This window comes from Streptococcus oralis, from assembly GCF_026782375.1.
Classification (GTDB): Bacteria; Bacillota; Bacilli; order Lactobacillales; family Streptococcaceae; genus Streptococcus; species Streptococcus oralis_CL.
The window spans coordinates 501,522-514,277 of sequence record NZ_JAKUWJ010000001.1; the positions used below are offsets into that span (position 1 = coordinate 501,522).

The following is a 12,756-nucleotide window of genomic DNA, read 5'->3' on the forward strand; positions in this document are numbered from 1 at the left end:
ATGAATAAAAGAATGAATGAGTTAGTTGCCTTACTCAACCGCTATGCGAGCGAGTACTATACGAGTGACAATCCTTCGGTTTCAGATAGCGAGTACGATCGCCTCTACCGAGAGTTGGTCGAGTTGGAAGCTGCCTATCCAGATCAAGTTTTAGCAGACAGTCCAACCCATCGTGTTGGTGGTAAGGTTTTAGATGGTTTTGAAAAATACAGTCATCAGTATCCTCTTTATAGTTTGCAGGATGCTTTTTCACGTGAAGAGTTAGAAGCTTTTGATGCGCGTGTGCGAAAGGAATTACCTCATCCCACTTATATCTGTGAGTTGAAAATCGATGGTTTGTCTATCTCTCTTACCTATGAGAAGGGGATTTTGGTCGCTGGGGCGACGCGTGGAGATGGTTCTATTGGTGAGAATATCACTGAAAATCTCAAACGCGTTAAGGATATTCCTTTGACCTTGCCAGAAAAACTAGATATCACAGTTCGTGGGGAGTGTTACATGCCACGCGCTTCCTTTGAAGTGGTCAACCAAGCTCGCCAAGAAAATGGAGAGCCTGAATTTGCTAATCCTCGTAATGCAGCAGCAGGAACCCTCCGTCAGTTGGATACAGCAGTAGTGGCCAAGCGCAATCTTGCGACTTTTCTCTATCAAGAAGCAAGCCCTTCTACTCGTGATAGCCAAGAAAAAGTCTTGAAGCATCTTGAACAACTTGGTTTTGTAGTTAATCCTAAACGAATCTTGGCTGAAAGCATGGATGAGATATGGAATTTTATCCAAGAAGTAGGACAAGAACGGGAACATCTACCTTACGATATTGATGGAGTGGTTATCAAAGTCAATGACCTAGCAGGTCAAGAAGAACTCGGTTTTACAGTTAAAGCGCCTAAGTGGGCAGTGGCCTACAAGTTCCCTGCTGAGGAAAAAGAAGCCAAACTACTCTCAGTTGACTGGACAGTAGGCCGTACTGGGGTTGTCACGCCAACTGCCAATTTGACACCTGTTCAGCTTGCTGGTACTACCGTTAGCCGTGCGACCCTACACAACGTAGACTATATTGCTGAAAAAGATATTCGCAAAGACGATACGGTTATCGTCTATAAGGCTGGGGACATCATCCCTGCTGTCTTACGAGTGGTAGAGTCCAAGCGTGTTTCTGAAGAAAAACTAGATATTCCGACTAACTGTCCGAGCTGTGACAGTCAGTTACTTCATTTTGAAGATGAGGTTGCTCTACGTTGTATCAATCCTCGCTGTCCTGCTCAAATTATGGAAGGCTTGATTCACTTTGCCTCTCGAGATGCCATGAATATTACAGGCCTTGGTCCTTCCATAGTTGAGAAACTCTTTGCTGCTAATCTAGTCAAGGATGTAGCAGATATTTATCGTTTGAAAGAAGACGATTTCCTCCTTTTAGAAGGTTTCAAGGAAAAGTCTGCTTCTAAACTGTATCAGGCCATTCAAGCATCCAAGGAAAACTCTGCTGAAAAGCTTTTATTCGGTTTAGGGATTCGCCATGTCGGAAGTAAGGCTAGTCAGCTTTTGCTCCAACATTTCCACTCTATCGAAAATTTAGTTCAAGCTAATCCAGAAGAAGTGGCAAGTATAGAAAGCTTGGGTAATGTAATTGCCCAAAGCCTTCAGACTTATTTTGCTACAGAAGGATCGAAGATTCTCTTAGACGAGTTGAAAGAAGCTGGAGTCAATCTGGACTACAAAGGGCAGACAGTAGTAGCAGATGCGGCCTTGTCAGGTTTGACAGTTGTATTAACAGGAAAATTGGAACGTCTCACGCGCTCAGAAGCAAAAAGCAAACTCGAAAGTCTGGGAGCTAAGGTAACAGGCAGTGTATCCAAGAAAACAGATCTAGTCGTAGCAGGAGCGGATGCAGGAAGCAAGCTCCAAAAAGCACAAGAACTTGGTATCGAAGTTCGAGATGAAGCTTGGTTGGAAAGTTTGTAAAGAATAGCAGCCAGCTAGGTCTTAGATAGTCAGAAACTACCTCTCCTGAAGTGTTTTTACATAGATTGAGTCTATTGTCAGTCAGAGATTCAATCGCTGAATCTATCAGCATCACATAAAAAATTTAAATTGAAATTAGAAATTAGGAAAAGAAATGTATAGATACCCAGTAGTCATCCATTTTCATCGAAAAAATGGGGATTATGCGACCTGTTCATTTAGTAGAAAACAGGCGGACAATGTTGAAAAATTGTATTATGAGAATGACTTTTTTGGAGCAAAGTTCTCTTTCACAGTTACAAGTCAAGAAAAGTTAGAAAACCTAAACTTCTCAGCTGAGATTGATGGAAAAATTAAGGAATATCCAGTGCGTTATAACTACTATCCGCTTCTGACAGAGGTTTGGATTTTAGAGGGTGACGAGACGGTTTATTATTCTGAAAACCCAGCCATTGCTAGTCCTTACTACAAAGATCAAAATCCATTTGCTTTTGATAAAGCAATCCATAGCGCTAGCTACGATCACCACTGGGGCTACCAAGGAGAACTAGGTTACAGTCTTTCAGATTATCAGACAAGTTTTAAACTTTGGGCTCCTACAGCTACAGCTGTACAGGTGGTTGTCTATGAAAACACCAGCAACGATGCTCCGATTTGGAAAATCTTTAATCTAGAGCGTGGGAATAGCTATTCATATAGTCATAAGTACAATACCATTGGTGTTTGGAGTGTAGACCTGGATGAAAATCTTGCTGGCAAGGCTTATCAGTATCAGATTGAATTCCCTCATCACAAGAGTTTGACAAGAGATCCTTATACAATTGCAACCAGTCCTGACGGAAAACGTTCTGTTATTCTCTCACACAAAGAGAGACAAGTAGATGGATTTGAAGTCAAACATGGGACAGAAGCTCCTTGGCGTTTGGAAAATCCATGTAAAGCCGTTATCTGTGAAATGCATATCCGAGATTTGACCAAATCTCCAACATCTGGAGTGGCAGAGCATCTCCGTGGAACCTTCCTTGGAGCTGCACAGACAGGAACGACTAACCAATTCGGACAAGCAACCGCCTTTGACTATATCAAAGAACTTGGCTGCAACTATGTTCAACTTCAACCAATCTTTGATCGCCATAAGGAGTACGATGAGGAAGGAAACGTAACCTATAACTGGGGCTATGATCCTCAAAACTACAATGCACCAGAACCAAGTTTCTCTAGCAATCCAGATGATCCAGGACAGGTCGTTCGTGATCTAAAAACCATGGTTCAGGCCTATCATGATGCAGGAATTGGTGTCATCATGGACGTGGTTTATAATCACACCTTCTCAACGGTTGATGCGCCTTTCCAGACAACAGTTCCAGATTATTACTACCGCATGAACCGAGATGGAACCTTCCAAAATGGTACAGGAGTAGGAAATGAAACAGCCAGTGAACATGAAATGTTCCGTAAGTACATGATTGATTCTCTCCTATACTGGGTGAAAGAATACAATATTGATGGTTTCCGTTTTGACTTGATGGGTATTCATGATGTTAAAACCATGCAAGCAATTCGTTGGGCTCTAGATGAGGTTGACCCCCGTATTATCACTTATGGAGAAGGCTGGGATATGGGAACAGGTCTTACACCTTATGACAAGGCCAAGAAGGACAATGCCTACCAAATGCCAAATATCGGATTCTTCAACGATGATCAGCGTGATGCGATCAAAGGGGGAGAAGTTTATGGTGCAATCAAGTCAGGATTTGTAAGTGGTGCAGCCACCGAACCTATCGTAGCCAAGGCTATTCTTGGTAGCCGAGAGTTGGGCTCTTATCTGAGTCCAAATCAGGTTCTCAACTATGTTGAAGCCCATGACAATTACAATCTTCATGATTTACTAGCGACTCTTCATCCTGATCAAAGTTCAGACCAGATTATGCGCAAGGTTGAGACAGCGACAGCAATGAACCTGCTCATGCAAGGAATGTCCTTTATGGAAATTGGCCAAGAATTTGGTCGAACCAAGTTAATTCCGACAGGTGAAGATGGACAACTCACTCCCGCAGACCGAGAACGTGCTATGAATAGTTACAACGCTCCTGACAGTGTCAACCAAATAAACTGGGATTTGATCAATGAAAGACAAGAGAGCATTGACTTTGTCCGTCAGATTATTCGACTGAAAACACAGACTAGCGCCTTTTCTTATCCTACATACGAAGAAGTTTACCGTCATGTCTTTGTCCACACGGCTACAGAAAATAGCGGATGGATTGTTTACGAGATTCACGGGGGACCAGAACATCTATTGGTCGTATTTAATGCAAAGGGAACTTCCTTCTACTTTGAAAATGCAGGAAATCTAGAAATGCTTGTGACAAATAGTCGTTCAAAGGAGTCGAATGTAATCGACAATACTAGTGTCGCTGTGCTAAAAGTACTCTCTTAAATACATAAACTAAAAGGGTTAGATTGTCTAATCCTTTTTGTTATGTATAAGTTTTCAATGAAGAGTAGAATTAAGTGTCAAACTATTTGAAGAATCAAGTTTGTGAAAAAAATCTCAAAATTTTCACAAAAAGGGTTGTAATTTTCTGAAAATTTGTTAAAATAAGTTTTAATCATTTTCAGGAGGAAGCGGATTTGACAAACTATCAGAATTTAGTAAACGGAAATTGGAAATCATCAGAGAATGAAATTACAATCTACTCTCCTATTAATCAGGAAAAGCTTGGTACTGTACCGGATATGAGTCAGGAAGAAGTTGATGAAGTGATGAAAGCTGGTCGAGCAGCGCTATCTGCTTGGCGTGATTTGGCACCCGTAGAACGTGCGGCCTATCTGCATAAGACAGCAGATATTTTAGAACGTGACAAGGAAGTAATTGGAACGATACTTGCCAAAGAGGTGGCAAAGGGAATTCAGGCAGCTATAGGAGAAGTAGTCCGTACAGCTGATTTGATTAGATATACTGCTGAAGAAGGACTTCGTATCACTGGGCAAGCCATGGAAGGTGGTGGTTTTGAAGCTGCCAGTAAAAATAAAATGTCCATTGTACGCCGGGAACCCGTTGGTATCGTACTCGCCATTGCTCCATTTAATTATCCTGTAAATTTATCTGCATCAAAGATTGCTCCAGCTTTGATTGCAGGAAATGTCGTTCTGTTTAAGCCACCAACACAAGGGTCTATCTCAGGTCTCTTATTGGCCAAGGCTTTTGATGAAGCAGGTATTCCAGCTGGAGTATTGAATACCATTACTGGACGAGGTTCTGAGATTGGAGATTACATTATTGAGCACAAAGAAGTGAACTTTATCAACTTTACGGGTTCAACACCAATTGGTGAGCGAATCGGTCGCCTGGCTGGTATGCGGCCTATCATGCTTGAACTTGGTGGAAAAGACGCAGCTATTGTATTAGAAGATGCTGATTTGGAACACGCAGCTAAGCAAATCGTAGCTGGTGCCTTTAGTTATTCAGGGCAACGTTGTACAGCTATCAAGCGTGTATTGGTCGTTGATAGTGTAGCAGACAAATTAGCAGATTTACTCCAGACTGAAGTTGCAAAACTAACAGTTGGTAATCCTTTTGACAATGCTGATATCACTCCTGTTATTGATAATGCTTCAGCTGATTTCATCTGGGGATTGATTGAAGATGCTCAGGAAAAAGGAGCCAAAGCGCTTAGCCCAATCAAACGTGAGAATAATCTCATTTGGCCAGGACTTTTTGATTATGTCACAAGAGATATGAAATTAGCCTGGGAAGAACCATTTGGACCCGTTTTACCGATTATTCGTGTCGCAGATGTAGAAGAAGCGATTGCCATCGCAAATCAATCTGAGTTTGGACTTCAGTCATCTGTATTTACAAATGATTTTAAAAAAGCTTTTGAGATTGCTGAAAGACTTGAAGTGGGAACAGTTCACATCAATAATAAAACACAACGAGGACCAGATAACTTCCCATTTCTTGGTGTAAAAGGATCCGGTGCAGGGGTTCAAGGTATCAGATATAGTATAGAAGCCATGACAAATGTTAAATCTATTGTTTTTGATATGAAATAACCTTAAAAGTCAGGACAAAATTCCTGATTTTATTTTCAATATAAATTTACTATAAAAAAGGAATGCGAACAATAGTATATAAATTGAAAAGAATATATGTGAATAAACATTATTTTTTGCCAAATAGATGAAAGTACTTAAAATCTTAAGATAATTTTTTGAAGGCTTTCATAAAAATATAACATTAATTACGGAAATCTCTTGAAAGTTCCCTCAAAAGATAGTATAATAGAAATATAGAAAACGCTTACATAAAGAAAGGGGATTGAATGAACAATTTTGAAGCTTTAAGAACCTTTACAACTGGAGAGAATATCCATCTTCAGCATTATCTCGGAGCACATAGAGAGGAGCTTAACGGAGAATTAGGGTATACATTTAGAGTTTGGGCACCAAATGCTCAAGCAGTTCATTTAGTAGGTGACTTTACTAACTGGATAGAAAATCAAATTCCTATGGTTCGAAATGAATTTGGGGTTTGGGAAGTTTTTACTAGCCTAGCTCAAGAAGGGCAAATCTATAAATACCATATCACTCGTGCAAATGGTCATCAGATTATGAAGGTTGATCCTTTGGCTCTCCGTTTTGAAGCACGCCCAGGTACAGGAGCTATTCTAACAAATATTCCTGAAAAGAAATGGAAGGATGGTCTTTGGTTAGCACGTAGAAAACGGCTAGGTTTTGCGGAACGTCCAGTCAATATCTATGAAGCGCACGCTGGCTCTTGGAAGAGAAATCCAGATGGTAGTCCCTATAGCTTTGCACAACTAAAAGAAGAGTTGATTCCTTATCTTGTTGAGATGAACTATACTCACATTGAGTTCATGCCTTTAATGGCGCATCCGCTTGGTTTGAGTTGGGGATATCAGCTCATGGGGTATTTTGCTCTAGAACATTGCTATGGACGACCTGAAGAATTTCAGGATTTTGTTGAGGAATGCCATTTAAATAACATCGGTGTAATTGTGGACTGGGTTCCAGGTCATTTCACTATCAATGATGATGCTCTTGCTTATTATGATGGAACTCCTACTTTTGAATACCAAGACCACAACAAGGCCCATAACTACGGTTGGGGAGCTCTTAACTTTGACCTTGGGAAGAATGAAGTTCAGTCTTTCTTGATTTCTAGTATCAAACATTGGATTGAGTTTTATCATTTAGATGGTATTCGAGTAGATGCGGTTAGCAACATCCTCTATCTCGACTACGATAATGCCCCATGGACTCCAAATAAAGACGGCGGGAACCTCAACTACGAAGGTTACTATTTCCTTCAACGTTTGAATGATGTGATCAAGACAGAGCACCCAGATGTGATGATGATAGCGGAGGAAAGTTCGTCAGCTACCAAGATTACTGGTTCGAAAGAGTCAGGTGGACTTGGCTTTGACTATAAGTGGAACATGGGCTGGATGAATGATATTCTTCGTTTCTATGAGGAAGATCCTATTTATCGTAAGTATGATTTTAATCTAGTGACTTTCAGCTTTATGTATGTTTTCAAAGAAAACTACCTCTTACCTTTTTCACACGATGAAGTCGTTCACGGCAAGAAGAGTATGATGCACAAGATGTGGGGCGATCGCTACAATCAATTTGCAGGCTTGCGCAATCTTTACACCTATCAAATTTGCCACCCTGGTAAGAAATTGCTCTTTATGGGAAGTGAATACGGTCAATTCTTAGAATGGAAATCTGAAGAGCAATTAGAATGGTCAAACTTAGAAGATTACATGAACTCTAAGATGAAACACTTTACTTCACAGCTTAATCAATTTTACAAAGACCATCGTTGTCTTTGGGAGATTGATACTAGCTATGACGGTATTGAAATCATCGATGCAGATAATAGAGATCAGAGTGTCCTTTCCTTTATTCGTAAGAGTAAAAAAGATGAGATGTTAGTCTGCGTCTTTAATATGGCACCGGTTGAACGTAAAGACTTTACAATCGGACTTCCTGTCGCAGGTGTCTATGAAGAAGTTTGGAATACAGAATTAGAAGAATGGGGAGGAGTGTGGAAAGAACACAATCAAACGGTTCAAACTCAAGAAGGTTTATGGAAGGATTATGAGCAGACCTTGACCTTCACCTTGCCTGCAATGGGAGCAAGTATCTGGAAGATTAAGCGTCGTTTGAAACCGACTAAGCAAAAAGAGTAGAATGCTATTGATTAGGTAATGATGTAAGATGTTACTAGTTGGTTTACTTGGATTGGACTTGAAAGACAAGAAAAATGGACTTCCTATTATTTTTATAAAAAGTTTGACTTCCGACCTTCTTACGATTTTAACGTTCACATGTCTATAAAAAGGAGTAGAAAATGAAGAATGAAATGCTAGCTTTGATCCTTGCGGGTGGGCAAGGAACTCGTCTCGGAAAACTCACTCAAAGCATTGCCAAACCAGCGGTGCAATTCGGTGGGCGCTACCGTATCATTGACTTTGCGCTTTCAAACTGTGCTAACTCTGGGATTCACAATGTCGGTGTTATTACTCAGTACCAGCCTCTCGCCTTGAACAACCATATCGGAAATGGGTCCAGCTGGGGCTTGGATGGTATTAGTTCAGGGGTCTCAATTCTGCAACCTTATTCCGCAAGTGAAGGAAACCGTTGGTTTGAAGGGACCAGTCATGCTATCTACCAAAATATCGACTATATTGATAGTGTTAATCCTGAGTATGTTTTGATTCTTTCTGGTGACCATATCTACAAGATGGATTACGATGATATGCTTCAGTCCCATAAGGATAACAATGCCAGTTTGACAGTAGCTGTCCTAGACGTACCTCTCAAAGAAGCTAGCCGTTTTGGTATCATGAATACAGATGCCAATAACCGTATCGTTGAATTCGAAGAAAAACCTGCGCAACCTAAGTCTACAAAGGCTTCTATGGGGATTTATATCTTTGACTGGAAACGACTTCGCAATATGCTTGTTGCTGCTGAAAAGAGCAATGTGGATATGTCAGACTTTGGGAAGAACGTTATCCCTACCTATCTCGAGTCTGGTGAAAGTGTCTATGCTTATGAATTTAATGGCTACTGGAAAGATGTTGGTACGATTGAGTCACTTTGGGAAGCCAATATGGAGTATATTTCACCAGAAAATGCCTTGGATAGCCGTAATCGCCAGTGGAAAATTTACTCAAGAAACTTGATCTCACCACCCAACTACTTTGGTGCGCATGCACACGTTGAAGATTCATTGGTCGTGGATGGCTGTTTTGTAGATGGAACGGTTAAACGTTCGATTCTATCAACAGAAGCACAAGTACGTGAGGGAGCGGAAGTCGTTGATTCTGTCATCATGAGTGGGGCTATTATTGGCCATGGAGCAAAGATTACTCGTGCTATTATTGGTGAAGGTGCCATTATTGCAGACGGCGTAGAGATTGACGGAACTGACGAAGTACAAGTAGTAGGATACAATGAAGTAGTGGGGGTAGCAACAGATGAAGATTGATAAATATTCAGCCATTTTAGGAAACACAGTTGGTTTTCATGATATGTCAACGTTAACAGAACACCGTCCGGTAGCTAGCTTGCCTTTCGGTGGGAAATACCGTTTGATTGACTTCCCCCTTTCCAGTCTTGCAAATGCAGGTGTTCGTAGTATCTTTGGTATTTTCCAACAAGATAATATCAGTTCTGTATTCGACCATATCCGTTCGGGTCGTGAGTGGGGCTTGTCAACACTTCTAAGTCACTACTATCTAGGAATTTACAATACTCGTGTTGAAAGCAGTACAGTTGGAAAAGAGTATTACCAACAGCTTCTTACCTACTTGAGACGTTCAGGTTCAAACCAGACAGTTTCGATCAACTGCGATGTGCTGGTGAATATTGACTTGAATCAAGTCTTCCACCTACACAATACAACGAAAGGGCCGATCACAGTTGTATATAAAAAACTTCCGAAGAAAGACATTTCAGATGTGAATGCTATCTTGGAAATTGATGAAACTGACCATGTTCGTTCGCACAAACTCTTTGATAACAAATCTACGGATGAGCTCTTCAACATGTCTACAGATATCTTTGTTGTGGATACTCCTTGGTTGATTGAACGACTTGAAGAAGAGGCTCAGAAAGAATATCCTGAAAAGTTGCGTTATGTTCTCCGCGATTTAGCTGCAAAAGAAGGAGCTTTTGCTTACGAATACACAGGCTACTTAGCGAACATTCATTCTGTTCAGTCCTATTATCAAGCAAATATCGATATGCTTGAATCTAAAAAATTCTACTCTCTTTTCTCACCAAATCAAAAGATTTATACCAAAGTTAAGAATGAAGAACCAACCTACTATGCGAATACTTCAAAAGTAAGTAATTCTCAGTTTGCTTCTGGTAGTATCATTGAGGGTGAAGTAGTTCAGTCAGTCCTATCTCGTAACATTTATGTTCACAAAGATAGTGTGGTGAAGGACAGCATTTTATTCCCTCGAGTTGTGATTGGTCAGGGTGCCCAAGTTGAATATGCTATCTTGGACAAGGGTGTTGAAGTTGCGGACGGTGTTGTCATTCGAGGAACAGCAGAACATCCAGTTGTAGTTAAGAAGGGTGAAACAGTAACAGAGGACATTTATTCATGAAAATTTTATTTGTAGCAGCAGAAGGAGCACCCTTTTCAAAAACAGGTGGTTTGGGCGATGTCATTGGCGCACTTCCTAAATCACTTGTAAAAGCGGGGCACGAAGTTGCAGTTTTCTTGCCTTATTATAATATGGTAGAAGCTAAGTTCGGAGACCAGATAGAGGATGTTCTCCACTTTGAAGTTAGTGTAGGGTGGCGTAGACAGTACTGTGGTATTAAGAAAACGGTCTTGAATGGAGTTACCTTCTACTTCATTGATAATCAATATTATTTCTTCCGCGGTCATGTGTACGGTGATTTTGACGATGGTGAACGCTTTGCCTTTTTCCAACTGGCTGCTCTTGAAGCCATGGAACGCATCGGCTTTATCCCTGACCTTCTCCATGTTCATGACTACCACACAGCCATGATTCCCTTCTTGTTGAAGGAGAAGTACCATTGGATTCAAGCATATCAAGGAATCAGAACAGTTTTAACTATTCATAATTTGGAATTTCAAGGTCAATTTTCTGAAGGAATGTTGTGGGATTTGTTCGGTGTTGGCTTTGAACGCTATGCTGATGGCACCCTTCGCTGGAATGATTGCCTTAACTGGATGAAGGCTGGTATCCTATACGCGGATCGTGTCTCAACCGTATCTCCTAGCTATGCACATGAGATTATGACTAGTCAGTTTGGTTGCGGTTTGGACCAGATTCTTCGCATGGAGTCAGGTAAGGTTTCGGGAATTGTTAATGGAATCGATACTGATCTCTATAATCCAGAGACAGATGCTCTTTTAGACTATCATTTTGATAAGGAAGATTTATCTGGAAAAGCTCAAAACAAAGCAAAATTGCAAGAGAGAGTTGGTCTACCTGTGAGAGCAGATGTTCCTCTAGTTGGGATTGTCTCTCGATTGACCCGCCAAAAAGGCTTTGATGTTGTGGTAGAAAGCTTGCATCGTTTCTTGCAAGAGGACGTTCAAATCGTTCTTTTAGGAACAGGGGATCCTGCTTTTGAACATTCCTTCTCATGGTTTGCTCAAGTCTATCCTGACAAGCTATCGGCAAATATCACATTTGACGTCAAACTTGCTCAAGAAATCTACGCAGCTTGTGACCTCTTCCTCATGCCGAGCCGTTTTGAACCATGTGGCTTGTCACAAATGATGGCGATGCGCTACGGAACTCTACCATTGGTTCATGAGGTTGGCGGACTAAGAGATACAGTTCAATCCTTCAATCCGATCGAGGGAACTGGTACTGGATTTAGCTTCGACAATTTAACACCATACTGGCTTAACTGGAGTTTCAAAACAGCCTTGGATGTTTATAAGAACCAGCCAGACGTTTGGAGAAATCTACAAAAACAAGCTATGGAATGTGATTTCTCATGGGATACAGCTTGCAAGTCTTATCTTGATTTGTACCATAGTCTAGTCAACTAATAGATAAAATCGTATGATTCTTTCATACGATTTTTGGGCTGTTTAGAAAAGAGGAGAAGGGATGAGCCAAGTAAAAGGCCTGTGTGTCATGGATGTTGATGGCACCTTGATAGCAGAGGAAGTGATTGATCTTTTAGGAAGAGAAGCAGGTTGCGAAAAAGAAATTTCAGAGATTACGAGAAAGGCAATGCGAGGTGAATTGGACTTTGAAACAAGCTTAAGAGCAAGAGTGGCTTTGTTAAAAGGTCTTCCGATTTCAGTTTTTGATACTGTCTTCAAATCCATTCACCTGTCCAAGAATGCTCAAGAATTTATCTCCATACTTCAAAACAAGGGCATGCTAGTAGGTCTAGTGTCTGGTGGATTTACACCAATAGTTGAGAGATTAGCAAAATCCCTTGGTATCTCCTATTTCTCTGCCAACCAGTTGGAAGTCAAAGACGGCTTTTTAACTGGAAAATTAGTTGGTGAAATTGTGACAGGTCAAGTAAAACAAGCTACTCTTGAGATTTGGAGAAAGGAATTAGGACTTTCCAAAGAAAGAACGATTGCCATCGGTGATGGTGCCAATGACCTCTTGATGTTAAAGTCAGCAGGTCACGGCATAGCCTTTTGTGCCAAGGAGGTCGTAAAAGCAGAGATAGCTTGTCATGTAGATACGAGGGATTTTTTGGAAGTTCTTCCTTTGATTGATTTCTTAGAATGAGAGG

8 protein-coding genes are annotated in these 12,756 nt (G+C 40.9%); all 8 read left to right on the forward strand.

Annotated elements, in window-relative coordinates:
• The 8 genes from ligA to serB all read left to right on the forward strand — a co-directional run bounded on the left by ligA (position 1) and on the right by serB (position 12,752).
• Positions 1-1,959 (forward strand): NAD-dependent DNA ligase LigA, encoded by a 1,959-nt coding sequence (gene ligA / locus MK409_RS02535; protein ID WP_268705225.1) that lies wholly within the window; start codon positions 1-3, stop codon positions 1,957-1,959.
• A gap of 154 nt (positions 1,960-2,113) precedes the next feature.
• Positions 2,114-4,399, forward strand: a complete 2,286-nt coding sequence (gene pulA, locus MK409_RS02540; protein WP_268705226.1) for a type I pullulanase — start codon at positions 2,114-2,116, stop codon at positions 4,397-4,399.
• A gap of 194 nt (positions 4,400-4,593) precedes the next feature.
• A complete protein-coding gene (locus MK409_RS02545) occupies positions 4,594-6,018 on the forward strand; it encodes an NADP-dependent glyceraldehyde-3-phosphate dehydrogenase (protein ID WP_268705227.1) in 1,425 nt (474 codons plus the stop codon).
• Positions 6,019-6,287: 269 nt separating this feature from the next.
• Positions 6,288-8,183: a 1,4-alpha-glucan branching protein GlgB gene (gene glgB, locus MK409_RS02550; RefSeq protein WP_268705228.1), complete on the forward strand. Its 1,896-nt coding sequence runs from the start codon at positions 6,288-6,290 to the stop codon at positions 8,181-8,183.
• A 161-nt stretch (positions 8,184-8,344) separates the two neighbouring features.
• Entirely contained in the window at positions 8,345-9,487 is a 1,143-nt protein-coding gene (locus MK409_RS02555) for a glucose-1-phosphate adenylyltransferase (protein ID WP_000787262.1), read from the forward strand.
• Complete coding sequence (glgD, locus tag MK409_RS02560) at positions 9,477-10,616, forward strand: glucose-1-phosphate adenylyltransferase subunit GlgD (protein WP_070535328.1); 1,140 nt, start codon at positions 9,477-9,479, stop codon at positions 10,614-10,616. The genes MK409_RS02555 and glgD overlap by 11 nt, the downstream gene beginning before the upstream one ends.
• Positions 10,613-12,046: a glycogen synthase GlgA gene (glgA, locus tag MK409_RS02565; RefSeq protein ID WP_268705229.1), complete on the forward strand. Its 1,434-nt coding sequence runs from the start codon at positions 10,613-10,615 to the stop codon at positions 12,044-12,046. The genes glgD and glgA overlap by 4 nt, the downstream gene beginning before the upstream one ends.
• A 61-nt stretch (positions 12,047-12,107) precedes the next feature.
• Complete coding sequence (serB, locus tag MK409_RS02570; protein WP_268705230.1) at positions 12,108-12,752, forward strand: phosphoserine phosphatase SerB; 645 nt, start codon at positions 12,108-12,110, stop codon at positions 12,750-12,752.
• The last annotated feature ends 4 nt before the right edge of the window (positions 12,753-12,756 follow it).

Excerpts from the sequence above, each read along its gene's own strand:
- ligA (WP_268705225.1), top strand. The coding sequence starts at position 1 with ATGAATAAAAGAATGAATGAGTTAGTTGCCTTACTCAACCGCTATGCG.
- pulA (WP_268705226.1), top strand. The coding sequence starts at position 2,114 with ATGTATAGATACCCAGTAGTCATCCATTTTCATCGAAAAAATGGGGAT.
- glgB (WP_268705228.1), top strand. The coding sequence starts at position 6,288 with ATGAACAATTTTGAAGCTTTAAGAACCTTTACAACTGGAGAGAATATC.
- MK409_RS02555 (WP_000787262.1), top strand. The coding sequence starts at position 8,345 with ATGAAGAATGAAATGCTAGCTTTGATCCTTGCGGGTGGGCAAGGAACT.
- glgD (WP_070535328.1), top strand. The coding sequence starts at position 9,477 with ATGAAGATTGATAAATATTCAGCCATTTTAGGAAACACAGTTGGTTTT.
- glgA (WP_268705229.1), top strand. The coding sequence starts at position 10,613 with ATGAAAATTTTATTTGTAGCAGCAGAAGGAGCACCCTTTTCAAAAACA.
- serB (WP_268705230.1), top strand. The coding sequence starts at position 12,108 with ATGAGCCAAGTAAAAGGCCTGTGTGTCATGGATGTTGATGGCACCTTG.